Origin of the sequence: Nonomuraea sp. LP-02 (assembly GCF_036289125.1) — a bacterium.
Taxonomy (GTDB): domain Bacteria; phylum Actinomycetota; class Actinomycetes; order Streptosporangiales; family Streptosporangiaceae; genus Nonomuraea; species Nonomuraea bangladeshensis.
The window spans coordinates 8,384,807-8,399,497 of record NZ_JAXCLK010000001.1; the positions used below are offsets into that span (position 1 = coordinate 8,384,807).

The window sequence follows — 14,691 nt, forward strand, 5'->3', positions numbered from 1 at the left end:
TACCATCACCATCACCACGATCACACCAAATAGGCATGAAGCTCATCTTCGTGCACATCCAGCCATGCCACCGCACGCCGGATGCGTTCCCCCGCACCCTCGGCCCACATCCGGCCCCAGCCCCCGCCCACGGCCGCCCGGCTCCGCATGACCGCGTAGGACTGCTGGAACCGTACCCGTGCGACCTCGACCAGCCGCCGCCGCTCGCGCGCCGGCACCCCGTACGCGTCGCAGAAGATCCTGACCCGCTCACCCACGTCGACATTGCGTAACAACGGATGCCGATCGACCGGATCCGCCAGCGGCGCCCAGTGCCGCAAGGTGGTCACCACGTCGAACAACCGCGTGGTGGGCCGCGCCAGATCAAAGTCGATCATCCCGTACGGCACGTCCGCCCGGAACACCACGTTCGCCGGCGAAAGATCGCAGTGCCCCACGACCTCCGGCGCCCGATCATCGTTGGACCCGCCTTCCCACCCCTCCATCCGGAGCGGAAACCCGAGGGTCGCGTCGTGATAGTCCCGCAGCAGCCCGCCCAACCGCCCGAGCGCGTCGTCCCGAACGCTCGCCGCCCGCACCCCGGTGACACCGGGCAGATAGCTGAGCACCTGCCGCCCGAACCCGTCGATCCCGCTCCCGACCACCCGGGGCGCCCCCGCGAACCCCGCCGCCTCCAGATGCCGGAGCAGCGCGTGTACGGCGGGAGTCGACGTACTGACCGGCCTCCGCACGGTGTCACCGACCCGCACCACGCCGTCAGTCACGTCCCCGCCCTGCAGGGGAATCTCATGCAGGACCGTCGTGACCATGCCACGACAGCTTAGACCCTCCCACCCCGCCCCCGCCTGGAGTTTCCGCCCGCGATCGGACTTTCCGCTCACCCCCTCCCACCGGCCCCGACCCGCCGACCTCCCTGACACAACCAAAACATGTGCGTGACAAGTCGCCGGATCATGCACAATAAGGCGGGAGCGCCCTTAGCTCAGCTGGATAGAGCACCGGACTTCTAATCCGACGGTCGCAGGTTCGAATCCTGCAGGGCGCGCAACCGAGACCAGGCAATCCATGGGTTGACCTGGTCTTTTGCATGATCGCCCCGGTTGCCCCGTAGGCAGCGGGAGGCCCCCGAAAGCAGCCCTGTGCCACTGCTCGCGGAACATACGCGGAATGCTCGCAGCCACGTTTGCCCAGGTCGGCGTGGGAGTTCCGAGGCCCGAACGGCGACAGGACCCCGAGGTGTCCCGGGGTCCTGCCGTGGCTCCTGTGTCACGCCGCGAGCGCTTCCAAGATGCGCTGGTTGGCGATCTCCTGTTGGCCGTCGATGCACTTGGCGTAGACACGAAGCATCACGTCCACACCGTGTCCCGCTCTCTCGGCCGCCTCTGGGGCATGCACGCCCGCGTTGAGCCAGAGCGAGACGGCCGCGTGCCGGAGGTCGTACGGCCGGCCCGCCAGGGGAGAGGCGACCTGGTCAGGTGTGAAGGCGTACGTCCGGGCCTCCTGCCAGACCTTCGCGTACGCCGAGCCCGAGATCACGCCGCCCGTGCGCGTACGGAAGAGTCGGCCGTCCTCGCCGACTCCGAACGCCGCGATGTGATCCCGCAGGATGGCCACCAACTCGGGCGGGACGGGCACAGTCCGCGTGTGCTTCACGTCCCGATGCTTCAGCCCGCGCTCGTCGTGGGCCTGCCCCGAGTCGGTGAACCGCTTGTTGCTCTGTGGCCTGGTCTTCTCCAGCGTCAGCAGCCCCCAGCCCTTCTCTGGGAGCTGACAGTCCTTCTGCCGAAGTCCCGCCGCTTCTGCCGGGCGAAGGCCGCCGAAGTACATGCAGGCGAACATGGCGGCCAGCATCGGCCCTCGCGACCGTCCCACGTAGGTCACCGCGGTGAGCAGTTCACGCGCCTGCCTTGGGCTGACCACCGAGCGCCGATCGATCTCGCCGCTCACCTTGGCCTTGCGGAACTTGACCTTGTGCAGCGGATTCGCCGAAAGCTCCTCCAGCTCCACGGCGTACTCAAGCGCGTGATGGAAGACGGCCCGCTTGCGGCGATACGTCGAGGTCGCCGCAGGCTTACCGTCCAGGCACAGCGCCAGGGCTTCCAGCGCCGCACGGGCGTGCTTGGTCTCTTCCAGAGCGCTCAGCGGGAGCGAAGCGCCTTCCAGCCAGCGGACAGCGCGGGCGATCTCCGGCGTCGACTCCCGCCGGCGGTCCTCGGGCAGGAAGGAGTATTCGCGCAGTGCCCGCCGGATTACCTCGTCAGACGGGCGGCCGGGTACGTCGCCGACCAGAACGCGGGTGACGGTGGCGAGAGTGTCGGTCATGCCTTCACGGGACTTCGCCGCCGCGTGAGGCCACCACGCGTGGACGTACGCGACGGCGAAGGCGTACCAGGTCCGGGCATCCTTGGCCTTGACCATCGAAGCGGGAAGCCCACTGTCCACGTCGAAGGCTTCACCCTTCTTGGCCGCCTGCCGCAGGTCGGACAGGAAGCTCTCGGCCAGGCCCTTGGTCTTGAAGGTCTGCGACTTCTCGCGGTGGCCGACTGTCCACCGCACGGTGTGGGAGACGATCCGAGGCTTCTTGCCGGGCTTGTCCGCTCTGGTGTTGGTACGGATGTCCCAGAACTTGACCTTGTAGGAGGTAGTCATGCGGCGCTCCTGAGGGATTCGAGCCAGGCTTCGAGGTCGCTGCGGTAGATGCGCAGTTCGCCGTTGGGCAGGCGGATGCCCTGTGGTGCTTTGCCGATCTCGCGCCAGCGGTAGAAGGTGCGGCGGGAGACTCCGCCGAGTTCGTCGAGGACCTGGGCGACGGTGAGGAGTTCGTCCCGCCTACTCATGCCGCCCTCCCGGTAGGCTCAGTTGCCGAAAGATCTTGACCGGCCGCTCTGGCTTCCAGCTCTCTGAGGTGGGCTCGCCACCGTTGGCGTTCGGCGACGGTGCGCAGGAGGCGTACGGCGAGGGGCGGCACGTTGGCATCGCCGGCCGGGACAGGCCGCCAGATGTAGCGGTGCGGGTCGGTGGGCTGGTCGGCCTGGCCGAGAGCTTCCAGGACCCAGGTCCGGCGATCCTGCTTGTGTTCGGCGAGCGTCTTGTTGGACCACTTGCGGGACACCAGGACGCGGCGCCCGGCGTAGCCGAGGTGTTCAGGCTTGTGCGCCTTGGAACGGCACCGACCAGGAGCCATCCCCGCCTTGGCGTTCTTGGGCTGGACGCCATAACGCAGCCAGTTCGGGCAGGCCGGCGAGCACGGCTCATAACGCAGGGCATCCACCATGCGGGAGGCATGCTCACGCTGAGCCTGGCCGCAGTCGAGAGCGTCACCCAGAGACTTGGTCAGGTACTTGGACAGATACCGGATGCACTGATCGGCGTCCGGCGTACCGGCGAGGACACCTTGCACGTCCACCTGTTCGCCGAAGCGCAGCACGTGGAGGGGTTCGGCGTCCTCGTCCAGGGCGTCGAGGGCTTCGTCCCAGGTGGGCAGGACCTCGCCGGTGGCCGGGTCGAGGTAGCCGGCCTGCTCGTCCCAGACGGGCAGGTGGTCACCGTCGAAGCGCACCTCATCGGCCTGCGGCCACCAGACCTGATGGTAGGTCGCGGCGGCTATCTGCTTGATCTCCGCACGCGGGAGGGTGCCCCGGATCGCCATGTGCAGGTGCGGCGCGAGCCGCTTCTGAGGCTCCACCGAAGCGAAGTACTGCACGTCATAGCCCGCGACCCGGCGCAGGTTCTGCACGAACCGGTCCACGAGCTTGGAGAAGTGCAGCGCGTCCCGAGCAGCACGCCGGTAGTCGTAGGCGTCCGGGTCGAGTGGGACGCCGTCCCGGACCTTGCCGTAGCTGGGCAGGGTGAGCGTGACGAACAGCGATGGCCGGTAGACCTTGCCATCGGACGCGTGGAAGGTGCGTCCCAGCGTCGTGTGGGCCATCTTGCGCTTGGGCAGATCGGGAGCGTCCTGCCGCCGCCGGGTCGATCGGGAGCGCTTGGGCACCGCGGATCCGGTGACGCTTCCCCGCATCCCGGCGGCGTTGATCTCCTCGTCCAGGCCCGCGAGGACGGCGTCCAGGTCGGTCGTGTCGTCGCCGGCCTGTGCGGTGGCGTCGCGCTTGGCCTGCATGTCGGCGCGGAACTCCACCAGCCAGCGTTGTTCCTCGTTCGGCTCGTCCGGCGTGATGGCCGGTTCGGTGTCGAGGTGCCAGCCCTCGCGGCATTGGGCCATGCGGAGTTGCCGGTTGCGCTTGGCACACGGCGGGCATTTGCTGTCCAGGGTGGAGCCGCATGGCACGTCGATGATCTCGGCCTTGCCGGTGACGATGTCGAACCGTCGCAGTGCGAGGGGCCTGATGCAGACGCCGTGCTGCTTGGCGACCTCCACGAGCACGTCCCGGGCCATCGGCATGGCTTGGCGGACGGCCCGGGGGAGGGCGCGGTCGTGCGGATGGGTCATGCGGTCCTCCCTTCGTCGGTGGTCTCGGCCATGAGGGCGCAGAGCCGGTAGTGCTCCAGGCGCGGGTGGGCGTGGATGCGGGAGTGGTGGAGCTCGAAGACGCGCATGCGGGGCAGGTCACGGGCGGTCAGCAGGACCAGCAGCGGACGGCCGGCGACCCGGCTGATCTCGTCGGCGGTGCCGTGGAAGCAGATCTTCACGCGGCCTCCCCGCGCGATGCGTAGGTGTCGGCCATGGCGCGGATATCGGTATCGGAGACGTAGGCGGCGCGGACCCGGACGGGCTCGGGGTTGGCTTCCAGCCGGACGTAGCCGACGCCCGCGCCCAGCTCCGGAACCGGCGAGATGTGGTCAGCGAGCGCGCCGCGATCACGGGCGCCGTCGCCGAGGACCATGTCCACCTGCTCGGACTCGTCCAGCCGCAGGGCGATCTTGTCGGGGAACAGGTTGCGGATGTTCATGACCTCTTTGCGCGGGTCCTGCAACGCGGCCAGGACACCCACGCCGACCGCGCGGCCTTGCGTGGTGAGCGTGGCCAGCGCGGCGGAGATGCGCTGCCGCAGTTGCCGGTCGGACTGGTAGGCGGTCAGGAACGCCACCTCGTCCACCACGACCAGGACGAACGGGTCATCGACGGTGGGGGCGTGGGAACGCTGGAGACCGGCGAACCGAGCCGCCCGCTTCTGCATGACGCTCACGGCCTCGTCCAGCAGGTCGGCGCACTCTTCCGGAGTGGCCGCGTAACGCGGGCCGAACAGGTCGCGCCCGTAGGACAGTTCCATCAGCTTGGGGTCCAGCGCCCACAGCTCGACCAGCCCCGCACGCGCGGCGGGGAGCAGGGCGCGGATGACGGACCAGATGATCGACCCCTTGCCGGCCCCGGTCGCGCCCGCGACGAGGACATGGGTGCCGTGCACCTTGAGCCGCCATGGCCGCCCGTCCTCTTGCTTGCCGATCTCGAACGGTCCCACGGTCGGCTCCTGCGGTATGGGCAGCGCCGGGAGGGGCGAGGCGAGTGAATCACTGCGCGGAAAGGTCAACGTCAACCGACCAGCGTGAGACAGCGTCACCCGGCAGGACTGCGCGCCGAAGCCGTGGGCCAGGTGGTCGAGGCGATCGGACCAGTCCTTGACCGCTTGACCCTTGAGCATGCGCACGGTGACCAGGTCAGCCCACGAGGTGCAGGTGACCTTGCCGAGCCGAGGGAGGTAGTCGCGGCCCCGGAGGTGACGGCCGAGACCGGAGACGATCATGACGGGTTGCCAGTGACGGCGGTAGATCCAGACGAGCCGCCACCAGGCCAGCAGCCGGAAGCCGACGAGACGGGCGAACGACTGCCGGTCGATGAACGCCCACGAGATCAGGGCCAGCACGACCGTCCCGGACAGGGACGCCGCCGCAGGCCAGCCGTAGACGTACCAGACAGCGCCGAGGGCCACCGCGACGAGGGCCGCGATGGGGTGACGCCAGAGCGTACGGACGAGCCCGGCCAGCATGCGCCAGGCGAGGATGACGATGGTGAGGATGGCGGGAGTGGTGACCACGGCCGGGCGGAAGACGACGGCCGTGTCGGGCGTGGTGGAGACGAGGTTGCGCGCCTCGTCGCCAGGCAGCCGCTTGAACATAAGCTAGATACCTCTCGTGATGTGGAGTCGTGGGAGAACCGAGGGGCCGCCGGAAGTTGCCGCTTCCAGCGGCCCCGCCTTCTTGTGTCAGGCCGCCGGGCCGGTGGCGTCCGGGGTGGCGTCCTTGTCGTCGGCCGTCTGTTCGGCGTGCAACTGCTCGCAGTCGGCCAGGTAGCGAGCGGCAGCGGTGAAGATCTCGCGGGCGGTGGCCAGGTCGGCGTCGGTGACGGGACCGGCCCCGGTGGTGGAGATGTGCACGTTCGCCTCGTCGGAGGTGAACTCCAGGTACGGGCGCGGGTCGCTGAGCAGCAGTCCGGCGCGGACCTTCAGGTGCGGCGTGTGGAAGGAGACGCCGACGTGCGGCGTGAACTCCGGCCGCATGGACAGGGTCAGGTAGGTGTAAGGGCCGAGCGTCACGCCGCGACCCCCTTACCGTCGGGCAGCCCGTAGAAGCTGCGCTCCAGCGAGCGGGCGAAGCGCGATGCCTCTCGGGCGAGCTGCCGCGCGAACTCCAGGTCCTCCACCGTGACCGGCCCGCTGGTGGTGACCAGGACGGAGGTGGCGCCGAAGTCGAGCGCCAGGACGGGCTCACGGCGCGGGAACGGGTGGTTGAGCGTGCGGGCGGCGTGCCCGGTGGTCAGCCGGATCACGCTGTTGCGCGGGGTGCGGCGTCGGGTCATTTAGGCGGCGTCCCTTCCGGCCGGAGCCTTGCTCTGGGCGGGCTGGTTGAGCTGGCGGGGTGCGTGCATCTCGCGGACCTTGATCGAGTAGGCGAGACGGCCGGAGGCGTTGACGTACGGCGTGACGGACATGCCGTCGAACTCGACCGGCGTGAACGGCAGCCCCGGCATCGGCTGAGGGGGCACCGGCTGGACCGGGGCGAGGATCTTGACCGCCACCGTCTTCTGGGCGGGCTTGAGGGTCGGGTCACCGTCCATGACCGCGACCTGCCAGACCAGCTCACCGGTCTGCTTGTCGCGGGCCTGCACGAACCGGCCGCCGGCGGAGGCGTCGAAATCCTTGACGGGCTCGACCTCACCGACGACGTAGCAGCCGTGCGGGAAGACCATGGGGTAGGTGACGGGGATGGGTCCTTGCAGAGCCATAACGGCTCTCCTTTCTTGTCTGACTGACACTTGACCTATCAAGTGATGCTCCGAAGGTAAGACGCTCAGACTTGCTACGTCAAGTGACTAGGCTGGGAGGTGACTTACCTCTTACCGATCCGGTAGCGACAAACCACCACGATCAAGGATGATCGCCCTCGTGTACGTGAGGTTTCAGAGCCCCACCCCGAACGCACGAGGCGTCCACCCCGGCGTGTTCGGCCTCGTCAACGGCCTTGCCAAACACGGGCGCCTGTCACCGCAGGAGGAACGCTTCAAGGACGAGAACCATGCTTGGTTCCACGCGAACCTGATCGACCCGAGCGACGTCGATCCGCTCGTCTACGACCGCGCGCTGAACCCAAAGGCCGCGGCCTGGTTCGAGGCGACAGCCACACATCTTCTTGAACGACTGCCCGGCTACTTGGACATCCTCGCCGCTCATGGCGTCGCATGCGTACGTGTCGAGATGGCCGACCCCGGCAAAGTGATCTACGAAGATCCTCACCAGATCGTCGTGATTCCCTACGAAACCGGATAGGCGTCTTCCAACTCGTGCCGGTCCGCCGGGAGCAGCACCTCCACCACGACCAGGGGCCGGCCGGAGGCGTCTCGGACAGCACCGAACACCGCGAGAAGCGGCACGTTCTTGGGCATGCTGAGCTGCTTGGCCTCTTGAGTGGTGGGCATGCGCGCGGTGATCTGCTCCACGATGTGATCAAAGCGCACGCCCTTGCGCGACCTCAGATGCTCACGAATGCCCTCACGCAACGGCTCGCCACTGGTCAGGCTGGTCCCCTCCGACAACTCCAGAGGCAACCACAGCGACACCTGCTCAGTCGGCTCGCCGTCACGGATCACCACCCGCCGGCGCAGGAACGCCTTGCTCTTGGGCTGCGCCTCCAGCAACGCCGCCACCCGATTAGGCAACGCGACGGCCCCGGCCTCGATCAACTCGCCAGGGGTGCTGGTCTCCGGGTTGGTCAGGTACGCCTGTCCCGGCCGGTTCGGCTCCACTGCCGCCATCGCGGGACGTCCACGTACGAACCGGCCCTTGCCCTGCTGGGACTCGATCCACCCCTGTTCGCGCAGCACCCGAAGCGCAGCGACCACGGTAGGCCGGGACACACTGAACTCCTGGATGAGCTGGTGTTCACTCGGAAGGAGAGATCCAGGCGGATAGGTTCCCGACTCGATACGCCGCTGAAGCTCCTGCACAAGCTGCGCATACTTCGGCGGCACGGACTCTAGCGACATTTTGACCGTCCAACACCCGACAGGTTGTTTTACCAAGTTGGAGCGTAACCTGGGCTTAGCCCACTCGTCCACACCTTCCACAGGGGTGCAGGAGAACGCCCGGCAGGCAGCCGACGGAGGGAATGGGGGCACCCTCCTATGAGCATGGGCTGGACTGCCTGCCGGGCGATGAGGCGCGGCAAGGCTGGGAAGGACCCGCCCCGATCCCCTCGAACAGGGCAGACACCACCTTGCCGCGCCCGTCTGCTACTTGGCGATGTACTCCGCCAAGACGTCCGCCGCCCCCTCAACATCGCTGATCGGATGCCGCTTCTCGGCGCTCTGCCAGGAGTAGTAGGCCCCGCCGTACCCGACGAACACCCACACCGGCAGGCCCGGCTCCGGCTTGTGCACCATGAGCGCGCAGTTGTTGTCCCGCAGTTCGGCGTTGACGCCGCGACTGACGAGCCGGTCACGCAGCCGGATCAGGGCGTTCGCCTCGTCCGTCTGCCCGAAGCCCTGCAAGGCCGCTTGCATGATCGAATTCATTTCCCGTTCCCTCCGGCCCGGCCGCTTGCGAGGCAGTCGAGACACGTCCGCTCTCCCATCGGTTCCGCCTCCTCCCCGCCGGCGCCGATCAGGAGAGCGTGGCGCGAGCTCTTGAGCTTGTAACCACGCCCACGGCACGCGGGACAGGGGCTGGTCTCGCAGTTCTCGTCTGGCCGGGTCACCGTCGCCATCTCCTCGCGAGTCGTTTTCGGTGCTCCCTGCGGCGGAAGCCCGCTTCGCTTACCTTGTTGGTTGATGGCAAGTCCACCGGCAAAGCAGAATGAGGGGACCCGCCGATAGCCCCCCTCATAACCCCTTTTCGATCTCCGCTCGGAAAGAAGGCCAGATATGCCCGATGCCGCACCGAATGAGCGACTTCGGAACTGGCGACAGCAGGCCGATTTGACCCGCGCCGAAATGGCCAAAAAGGTCAACCTCACCAAGAGCGGGATCAAGTATCGCCTGAGTTGCGACGAGGAACGGATACGCCGGTGGGAAGCCGGAGAGGTCACCTGGCCCCGCGAGCCATACCGGCTCGCTCTGGCCGAGGTCACCCACCTTGACCCCGAAGACCTGGGTTTCGCCCCGACCAGACGCGGACGTACTCCCGAAAAGCCCCTTACAACGGTCGATAGCATCAGCAATACAACGCGCGCCGTACGACTCCCCGGATTTGATAGCGACGAAAGAGACGTGCGACGCCGCGAATTTGTCGGCCTCACCGGAGCTGCCCTCTTCAGCGCTGTACTCGGAAAACCAGCTCAGGGAGCGGACACGGACATCGAAAAGCTGGCCGCCGTACTGGTTGATCACACCAGCCCGGCCCATGGACCCGCCAGCCTCGATGCTCTCGCAAACGCGGTCGCGGCCGCCAAACGCAACTACCAGGCATGCCGGTACGCCGAGGTGACCGCCAAACTCCCCGCTCTCCTCCGCGAGCTTCGCGCCGCCTGCGCCTACACCGAGGGTGACGAGCGCCTACGGGCACAAGCCCTGTCCGCCGAGGCGTACCACGTCACCGCCTCCATCCTCCTCAAGCAGGAAGACAAGGGCCTGGCCTGGCTCGCAGCCGACCGCAGCGTCCAAGCCGCACACGCCAGCCAGAGCGCACTCATGATCGGCTCAAGCTCCCGCATCATCACCCACGCCCTGATGGACGGCGGCCACCACCACGCAGCAACGGGCGCGGCCCGCAGCGCAGCCGAACGCATGGCAGCCGACCTCACCGAGCCCACCCCCGACGACCTGTCCATCTACGGATCGCTGCTGCTGCGCGGAGCCATCGCAGCGGCCGACACGGGCAACCGCCACAACACTGCCGAACTCCTGGACGAGGCAGCCGAGGCCGGCAACCGACTCGGCCGGGACGCCAACCACATGTGGACCGCGTTCGGCCCAAACAACGTCCTGTGCCATCGGGCCAACGTCGCCCTCCGCTTCGGCGACGCGGGCACCGCCATCGACTACGCCCGCCAAGTCGACCTGGACCAGCTCCCCATCAACGAACGCAAGGCCACTCTTCTGCTCGACACCTCCCGCGCCTTCCTCATGTGGAACCGGCACGACAAGGCCCTGCACATCCTGCGCGCCGCAGGCGAGATCGCCCCAGAGGAAATCGCCGGCCGCCCCGCGGCCCTCCGGCTGGTACGTGACATCCTGGCAACCGCCCCGATCAGCGTCCGCCGAGAGGCCCGCGAATACGCGGCCACCCTGGGAGTCATCGCGTGACCCAACCCGGCAAAGTCCTGTACGTCATCGTCTGCGCCGCAGGACCGGCCCCCCACGTCGGCCGTCTCGTCACCCTCGCCCAAGACGCCGGCTGGACCGTCCAGATCATCGCCACCCCGCCGGCACTCGACTTCATCGACGTTGCCGAACTGGAGAAGCAGACCGGCCGCCCCGTCCGCAGCCAGTACCGCAAACCCGACGAGCCCAGATCACCCCGCGCCGACGCCATCATCGTCGCCCCTGCCACCTACAACACGATCAACAAATTCGCCCAAGGCATCGCCGACACCTACGCACTCGGCGTCCTGTCCGAAGCCCCAGGACTCGGCATCCCCATCGTCATCGTGCCCTTCGTCAACACCGCCCTGGCCACACGCGCCCCCTTCAAACAAAGCGTCGACCAACTCCGCGCCGAAGGCGTACGCGTCCTGCTCGGCCTCGGCCAATTCGAACCACACCCACCCAACTCCGGAGCAGAACACATCGACAGCTACCCGTGGGCACTGACCTTGGAGAACTTGCCGAATTAATCTCTTGGGGATCAAGGCGGCGCCGCACGCGCCGCCGCGCGGCCCGAGCTTGCGGGCCGCACGCTGCGCGTGCGGCCTGGTGGCCGTTCTCGCGCGCGGCCCGCCACTCGGGCCGCTCTCCGCGATCCCTATGAGCATCCCTAGACCCCGATGCCAGTAGCCAGCCGAGGAAGGCGCAAGGGGTGGAGGTCAAACCTCAAGTCTCGATTCGCTGTCTAATCTGCTGTATGAGAGCGCGTGCTTGAGATTCAATCTCTGGCGTCTGGAGCCAGGAACGAACTAGCTGATCGATAGCGGACTCTCGCGCAATGTCGAGGTAGCTAGCAAATTTTTCTATTTGATACTGGTGATCTAGCTGGGCGCAAGCATCTACGGCCCCTAATATATCCGACATGGTACGCCCGGAGAGATGCGAAAAGAAGACTCCGTTTTTCAGTACGCTATCGAGAAGTTCTCTCTCTGGGGCGAATTTGCCAGGCAAATAATAAATCGCTTCCAAATGGTCATCCGATGCACCTGTGCCATCGTTCTGATCGCCATCCAGAACAGCAATACAAGGAACACGCCTAGCTGCCGAAAGACTTCGGATGCCTTGACGGACGTGCGACTCTCCGCCACAATTAACGATCTCCGTGTCGCGATTGAGAGCGACATCGTAGATAGAAAACAGGGATCGCAGTAAATCCATCGCAAAGCGATCTTCTACGAGTACTAAAGCCCGAACCGGTGACTCTATACCTATTGCGTCCTTGATGATTGAGTAGCCACTAGGGCGGATTACATGGATCTTTCCATCGACGCGAACGCATACGCGTATGCTCTCAAGCGGGAACCTATTGAGCACCTCGAAGGAGTGGGTGCCTATAATCAACTGGGAGTTTTTCTTTAGAATTTCGCGTGCAACTTGATCAATGAATGGCCTTTGCGCAGATTGCGCTAGGAAGGTTTCTGGTTCATCCAGGAGCGCAAGGTCTTCATCTCCGAGCTGATGAGAGAGAAAGTATCCAAGGACATGATGCACCCAAGACTCGCCCTGGCTCATCATAAAGCTGTCGACCTCTCGGCCTGACTCTAGTCCAGTCACATAGACTGCATACCATTCACTGTGTCCTTGATACTCTTTCGTGTGAGTACGATATGTCAGTCGCTCGTATGAACGCCCAAGGATATTCCGTATAGCGCCAAGCTCGGCTTTTGTAGCTCCACGCTCATATTGCTCATCTAGTATCGCGAAGTTGTCGGTAAGGAAATTGATCTCCGAGAAGGCGTTTGTCGGCGCTGTGTAGTAGGCAACAATAGGACATCCATTCTCTAGGTTCCATTGCTCCGCCCGATCTGCCTCTGAAGCCTGCAGATCAATGGTTCTCTCAATCAATCCGTCGGGGCAAGCGAGCTTTACTCGAAAGGTGCCCGATACTCGACCGAGGTCTGGTGAGGCATACGCCGGGGTGGAGTATCCAAATAGCGCCTCAATCACGCGAAGAATCAGACTCTTTCCTGTTCCGTGACGGCCAACGAAGGCCGTCGCTCGAGAAAACTCAATAGTCTGATCCGCAAAGACATTAGAGTTGGTTATATCTACGCTTTGTAGTTGACGTGGCGCACTACTACTAAGCAGACGCTGCCATCGCTTTTCTCTTGGATCAGTCATATTTTCGGTTCCGGTCTCTACCGTTGTTTGTTGTTATGTGCTGAACCATCAAAGGATAACGACTCCTTCTGGTCTCCCGGTGAGCCTGCGCGCAGGGTTTGAGTCGTGACAGATGCATATCAGAACAAGCTGTCCCTTGGGGGCAACTTTCGGACACTCATAGCTGTTGCGTAGTTCCGGGTTGACAGTAGTCGCAGCAGATTAGTTCAGCTCCGAGCCGGCACTTGCCGCGCTTCAGTCGAGCGATACGCGCGCCTGAATCCTGTCAGGCGGGCCATGTGCGTGTAGTCCTTGCAGGTCAGTGGCTGGAAACCAGTACAACCCCCTCATCGCCACAAACTATGCCTCCCTGAGGGCGCTCCGGCTCCGGAGTGATCGCCGTGCTGTCTTTACGTAGCGGCTGGCGCTGTGCCCTCCTCTGACCGGAGACGCACACTTTGGTTGAATGCTGCTACCCGGCTTCGTTACGCAGCGCGCGCTAGATGACGGTACACGTCACTCGTATGCACCTAGCAGATAGCTTGTCACGGCATGCATCTCCTGCATGACTCGACTTGGAAATCCATTCAGCATGGGTGCGCTATTTTGAGCTTGTATTACTAGCGATTCTAGTGCGACAACCGAAGCGAACTTCGGATAGTTGTCGTTGTAGCGATGGGCATCTTTGTCCCGCTTGGCGGTTACTGTCTCGATAACGTGACGGAAGTCATCGGTGAAAATGATACCCTCTGGTAAGCGTTCAATCATCCCTAGCTGAGCCATGATGCGTGCTGTATGTTCTAGGATTAGGGCATCTTGCTCCGACTTGATATCCTCGATAGGCCATGTGGGCGCGCTGATATCCATCGAATTTTGAGAGATGCGGAGCCGCTCGACGGCTTCCCCTGTATGTTCTAGTCGTGCATGCCAGATAAGATATGCAGCACCCTTGGAATCGAACTTCTGTTTCGGGTCCAGCGAGATGCTGAGCCTTTTATTGTCGGGGAATTTGTGAAGCTCGCGGATGCTTGTCTCATATGCGGGTAGGAAATACCATCCTCGCTCTGCTCTTACATCCCAGAGTACAATGATCACGTAGTTGTCTGTTGTTAGCCAACGCTTCAGGTGTCCAACTGCTAGCCGGGCTCGAGGGTCGGACTTATTTGGGTTGGACATGGCTGTGCCCTTGACCTGGACCCAGATGCGGACAGAATCCATCTCTCCGTTGAGGCTTGGCTGCACTAGGAGGTCTTCGCCATAATCCTCATGGAGCTCATCTACTGCGGCACCCGCATCAGCCCAGATTTTGCGTACGGCCGCTACTGCTCGCGAGGCAATGTCATGTTGGCTTGGGCGCTTTGGCATGCTCACCTACCATCACCGTTCAGTGGGTCTGGGGGAACCTGATCCTAGCCCTGCAGCATGCTCTGGGCACGAACATGGCAGTTTGCCGGGACGCATGTACAGAGCAGTAGCCACCGTCAGGGGTACGAGCGCGAGCCGAGATGGCCTTCCTCCGGGGCCGGTTTGACGTGGCATAACGTGGTGCCTAGCCCCCTAACCCAGGGGCGCGAGTGCGAGCGCATCTCTCGCGTACTTCCCTGCTCGCGAGGCAAACCGGTTGCCGAGCAGAAACGCTTCGGCAGACACTTACCGCTTGATCTGCAGAAACAGGATCACTCGAAGGTCCTTTCATACACCACGTCCACGAACGTGGCCCGACCGTCGACGTCTGTTGGTCCAGGCTGAACCGATCGGAATGGGCAAGATCCGAGCTACTAATGCGGTTTGGTGCAAACCTTGAGGCCGCCGTAGAGGTGCTGGACTCCCGATCGCCTGGT

At 64.6% G+C, this 14,691-nt stretch carries 16 protein-coding genes and 1 tRNA gene; 4 read left to right on the plus strand and 13 right to left on the minus strand.

What is annotated here, in order from left to right:
* Positions 1-20: 20 nt before the first annotated feature.
* Positions 21-809 carry an aminoglycoside phosphotransferase family protein gene (locus SMD20_RS39410; RefSeq protein WP_329591016.1) on the minus strand — a complete coding sequence of 263 codons (789 nt, stop codon included), beginning with the start codon at positions 807-809 and terminating at the stop codon, positions 21-23.
* A 162-nt stretch (positions 810-971) separates the two neighbouring features.
* Between SMD20_RS39410 and SMD20_RS39415 the strand changes: the two genes are divergently transcribed.
* Positions 972-1,045, plus strand: a tRNA-Arg gene (locus SMD20_RS39415).
* A gap of 221 nt (positions 1,046-1,266) precedes the next feature.
* Here SMD20_RS39415 and SMD20_RS39420 read toward each other — a convergent pair.
* The 8 genes from SMD20_RS39420 to SMD20_RS39455 all read right to left on the minus strand — a co-directional run bounded on the left by SMD20_RS39420 (position 1,267) and on the right by SMD20_RS39455 (position 7,177).
* On the minus strand, positions 1,267-2,649 hold the full coding sequence (locus SMD20_RS39420) for a tyrosine-type recombinase/integrase (protein WP_329591018.1): 1,383 nt from the start codon (positions 2,647-2,649) through the stop codon (positions 1,267-1,269).
* Positions 2,646-2,837, minus strand: a complete 192-nt coding sequence (locus SMD20_RS39425; protein WP_091077878.1) for a helix-turn-helix transcriptional regulator — start codon at positions 2,835-2,837, stop codon at positions 2,646-2,648. Before SMD20_RS39425 ends, SMD20_RS39420 begins: the two co-directional genes overlap by 4 nt.
* Positions 2,834-4,447, minus strand: coding sequence for a replication initiator (locus SMD20_RS39430; protein WP_329591023.1), 1,614 nt, complete (start codon positions 4,445-4,447; stop codon positions 2,834-2,836). Before SMD20_RS39430 ends, SMD20_RS39425 begins: the two co-directional genes overlap by 4 nt.
* Positions 4,444-4,647, minus strand: a complete 204-nt coding sequence (locus SMD20_RS39435; RefSeq protein WP_329586579.1) for a hypothetical protein — start codon at positions 4,645-4,647, stop codon at positions 4,444-4,446. Before SMD20_RS39435 ends, SMD20_RS39430 begins: the two co-directional genes overlap by 4 nt.
* The gene (locus SMD20_RS39440) at positions 4,644-6,071 is read right to left on the minus strand and encodes an FtsK/SpoIIIE domain-containing protein (RefSeq protein WP_329591025.1); all 1,428 of its coding nucleotides are present in this window, start codon (positions 6,069-6,071) and stop codon (positions 4,644-4,646) included. The genes SMD20_RS39435 and SMD20_RS39440 overlap by 4 nt, the downstream gene beginning before the upstream one ends.
* Before the next feature lie 87 nt (positions 6,072-6,158).
* Positions 6,159-6,488, minus strand: a complete 330-nt coding sequence (locus SMD20_RS39445) for a hypothetical protein (RefSeq protein ID WP_329591027.1) — start codon at positions 6,486-6,488, stop codon at positions 6,159-6,161.
* Complete coding sequence (locus SMD20_RS39450; protein ID WP_329591030.1) at positions 6,485-6,751, minus strand: hypothetical protein; 267 nt, start codon at positions 6,749-6,751, stop codon at positions 6,485-6,487. Before SMD20_RS39450 ends, SMD20_RS39445 begins: the two co-directional genes overlap by 4 nt.
* Positions 6,752-7,177 carry a plasmid replication, integration and excision activator gene (locus tag SMD20_RS39455; protein ID WP_329591032.1) on the minus strand — a complete coding sequence of 142 codons (426 nt, stop codon included), beginning with the start codon at positions 7,175-7,177 and terminating at the stop codon, positions 6,752-6,754. It abuts the gene before it with no gap.
* 148 nt (positions 7,178-7,325) lie between these two features.
* On the opposite strand from SMD20_RS39455, the gene SMD20_RS39460 reads away from it, so the two are divergent.
* Positions 7,326-7,718, plus strand: a complete 393-nt coding sequence (locus SMD20_RS39460; RefSeq protein WP_329591034.1) for a hypothetical protein — start codon at positions 7,326-7,328, stop codon at positions 7,716-7,718.
* Here SMD20_RS39460 and SMD20_RS39465 read toward each other — a convergent pair.
* Positions 7,703-8,434 carry a GntR family transcriptional regulator gene (locus SMD20_RS39465; RefSeq protein WP_329591036.1) on the minus strand — a complete coding sequence of 244 codons (732 nt, stop codon included), beginning with the start codon at positions 8,432-8,434 and terminating at the stop codon, positions 7,703-7,705. The genes SMD20_RS39460 and SMD20_RS39465 overlap by 16 nt on opposite strands.
* A gap of 246 nt (positions 8,435-8,680) precedes the next feature.
* The gene (locus SMD20_RS39470; RefSeq protein ID WP_329591038.1) at positions 8,681-8,950 is read right to left on the minus strand and encodes a hypothetical protein; all 270 of its coding nucleotides are present in this window, start codon (positions 8,948-8,950) and stop codon (positions 8,681-8,683) included.
* Positions 8,951-9,310: 360 nt separating this feature from the next.
* On the opposite strand from SMD20_RS39470, the gene SMD20_RS39475 reads away from it, so the two are divergent.
* Together SMD20_RS39475 and SMD20_RS39480 are read left to right on the plus strand one after the other, a co-directional pair.
* A complete protein-coding gene (locus tag SMD20_RS39475; RefSeq protein ID WP_329591039.1) occupies positions 9,311-10,690 on the plus strand; it encodes a helix-turn-helix domain-containing protein in 1,380 nt (459 codons plus the stop codon).
* Positions 10,687-11,220, plus strand: coding sequence for a flavoprotein (locus SMD20_RS39480; RefSeq protein WP_329591041.1), 534 nt, complete (start codon positions 10,687-10,689; stop codon positions 11,218-11,220). Before SMD20_RS39475 ends, SMD20_RS39480 begins: the two co-directional genes overlap by 4 nt.
* Positions 11,221-11,416: 196 nt before the next feature.
* On the opposite strand, the gene SMD20_RS39485 is transcribed toward SMD20_RS39480, so the two are convergent.
* Together SMD20_RS39485 and SMD20_RS39490 are read right to left on the minus strand one after the other, a co-directional pair.
* On the minus strand, positions 11,417-12,697 hold the full coding sequence (locus SMD20_RS39485; protein ID WP_329591043.1) for an ATP-dependent nuclease: 1,281 nt from the start codon (positions 12,695-12,697) through the stop codon (positions 11,417-11,419).
* A 669-nt stretch (positions 12,698-13,366) separates the two neighbouring features.
* Positions 13,367-14,215 carry a DUF4365 domain-containing protein gene (locus SMD20_RS39490; protein ID WP_329592823.1) on the minus strand — a complete coding sequence of 283 codons (849 nt, stop codon included), beginning with the start codon at positions 14,213-14,215 and terminating at the stop codon, positions 13,367-13,369.
* Between the last annotated feature and the right edge of the window lie 476 nt (positions 14,216-14,691).